This is a genomic window from Pseudomonas reinekei (genome assembly GCF_001945365.1).
GTDB classification, from domain to species: Bacteria; Pseudomonadota; Gammaproteobacteria; order Pseudomonadales; family Pseudomonadaceae; genus Aquipseudomonas; species Aquipseudomonas reinekei.
This window is the reverse complement of record NZ_MSTQ01000052.1, coordinates 1-1094: the sequence shown is the minus strand read 5'-3', so window position 1 is coordinate 1094 and position 1094 is coordinate 1. Positions and strand designations below refer to the sequence as shown.

Annotated in this window: 1 protein-coding gene; it reads right to left on the bottom strand. The window is 60.2% G+C overall.

All coding sequences use genetic code 11. The features are described 5' to 3' along the window. The coding region (locus BVK86_RS28925; protein WP_139315823.1) for a type VI secretion system Vgr family protein at positions 1-1094 on the bottom strand (1094 nt) is incomplete at both ends.

Sequence of the window (1094 nt, the reverse complement as noted above, 5' to 3'; positions counted from 1 at the left end):
GAAGTGACAAGGGGCCGGTCGATGTCACCACCGAGGAACGTCACCAGTACTTCCTGGCCGATGCGCGGCAAAAACTGATGGCCGAAGCCGGCGCCAGCACTGGGCATGGCGACCCTTAACCAGGTCGTCGCCTGGGCTGGATCCTGCTCACGCTGCCAATGGAAGCGCACTTGTACACGCGCCATCTCGTCGGTAAAAACGTCCTCACCTTCCGGGCCGACGACAATGGCGGTGAGCGCTCCGGCAATCGTCGGGCGCGGGGTCATGATCGGCGGGCGAAAGGCAATTTTGCGGCGGATGCAGGTGAAACGGTTGTCGTAGTTCGCCGGTTGATCCGTCAGGTAGTTGTTGTGGCCTTGGTGCTCAACCTTGAGCAGGAGGAACTGGCGATCATCCACGGGATCACGATCGTGATCGAAGTGCTGAGTCAGTTCGAAGGTGTAACCCGGCAGCATGGCGCGACAGTTGCTGGCACCCTCGAACGTCTTGCCCTGTACTTCCAAAGCTTCAAGTCGATGCCGCACCAGCGCTTCGCCATCTGCGGGCGTACCGTGGCTGTAATGACCGGGAAAGTCGTAGATCTCGTAGGCGGGGACATCGCCTTGGGCGTTGAGGCTGGGCATGCCGACCGGCAGTGGATTGCGCGGTTGCCGGTAATCGAATGTCTGGATGGCCATCCTGCCGGACTGCAAAACCCGATGGCTGCTCCATCGGGTGATCGAGTCGGCGGTCTCGGTGACAGACGCGCTGTGGTAGCGGATCCGCGGTTGTTGTATCAACGGCTCAAGGTGGCGGGAGTGGTCGCAGATGATCAGGCGGTGCTCTTCCTTCGTATGAGCGAAATAGAAGAACAGCCCTTCACGCTCCAGCAGGCGCAAGACAAAATCCAGATCGCTCTCGCGGTATTGGGTGATGTAGCTGTGGCGCTTGAGCGGCTGTTCCAGTCGGAAATCAAACGTGGGCAGCACGCCATAGTGGGCGAACACCGTGCGCAGGATGTCCTCGATGGTCTGGTCTTGAAAGATCCGCGAATCGAAACGACGCGACAGCATCCACAGCCAGGGGCTCAAGGTGGCCGAATAGCAGGCCAGGCC